Source organism: Paenarthrobacter sp. NPDC089675 (assembly GCF_044749185.1).
Lineage (GTDB): Bacteria > Actinomycetota > Actinomycetes > Actinomycetales > Micrococcaceae > Arthrobacter.
The window spans coordinates 1-1207 of record NZ_JBIVHM010000026.1; the positions used below are offsets into that span (position 1 = coordinate 1).

1 protein-coding gene is annotated in these 1207 nt (G+C 60.9%); it reads right to left on the reverse strand.

Annotated elements, in window-relative coordinates:
- Positions 1-1207, reverse strand: a 1207-nt coding sequence (locus tag ACIPY2_RS21815; RefSeq protein WP_400268496.1) for an APC family permease, incomplete at both ends; no start/stop codon positions are given.

The window sequence follows — 1207 nt, forward strand, 5'->3', positions numbered from 1 at the left end:
GGGCCTGTGTTGCCGAAGAGTGCTTCGAGGTTGGTTGTTGCGATGGCCAGGGTGAGTCCGATGCCGATGAGGGCTGCTGCTGGGGCGATGACGCGGTGCCAGATGGTGGTGCCTTCGGGTTTGCGGCGGTTCAGGAAGACAGCCACTGCCACTGAGGTGATCGTGAGCATCAGCATGAAGGCGTAGCTGAAGGAGCTCAGGAGCTGGATGAACAGGAAGTTCGGGTCCGCGTTGAGGATGATGAAGGGGATCAGGCCGATGACCGCGGCGATGCTGATGGTGACGGAGGCCCGGTAGGGTGATCCGTGCTTGGGGTGGACCAGGCTCAGGGCGCGGGGGAGGATTTTGTCGTTGCCCAGGTTGAAGGCGTAGCGGGTCGTGATGTTGTGGATGGCCAGGTTCGCGGCCAGGGTGCTGGTGATCAGCATGACTACGACAAGGTCGTGGCCAACTCGTCCCATGTAGGTTTCCATGGTTCCCAAAAGGGTGCCTGCGGGGTCCGCGGCGTAGGTTTCCTGTGCTGTGGAGCTGCCAACTGCCTGGATCATGGACCAGGAGGTGATGCAGTAGAAGAGGCCGGTGATGAGGATGAAGATGAAGGTGGCCCGCGGGATGGTTTTCTTCGGTTCGCGTACTTCCTCGCGGAAGATCACTGTTGCTTCGAATCCGCCCATGCAGGTGACGCCGATGAGCAGGGCGATACCGAGGTTGCCGGAGAAGATGTTGTGCAGATCCAGTGAGCTGCCCACGTCCAGGCCGGAGGCTCCCCCGGCGAGCATGACGAAGAAGTTGTAGGCCAGCACTACGGCGACTTCGCCCAGGAGCAGGACGGTGAGTACCTTCGCTGAAACGTCGACCCGTACGTAACCCAGGATCCCGACGATGGCCACCTGCAGGAGGCTATAGGCCCACCACGGTATCTCGGGTCCCCCAAGACCGGTGACGAATGTGTTCAGCGAGTAGCCGCTGAAGGTCAGGCTGCCCAGAAGCAAGACGAAGTAGCTGCCCTGGGCCAGGAAGGAAGCACCGAGCCCGAGGACCTTGCCCAAGCCCGCGGTCACGTAAACATAAAATCCACCCGAGTTGGTGATGAACGGTGACATCTTCAAAAAGCCCACCGCGAAGAACGCCATGATGGCAGCACCGAAAACGGCGGTCAGCGGGGCCCCGGCGCCATTGCCAAAAGCAATCGGAACAGGAACCGAGG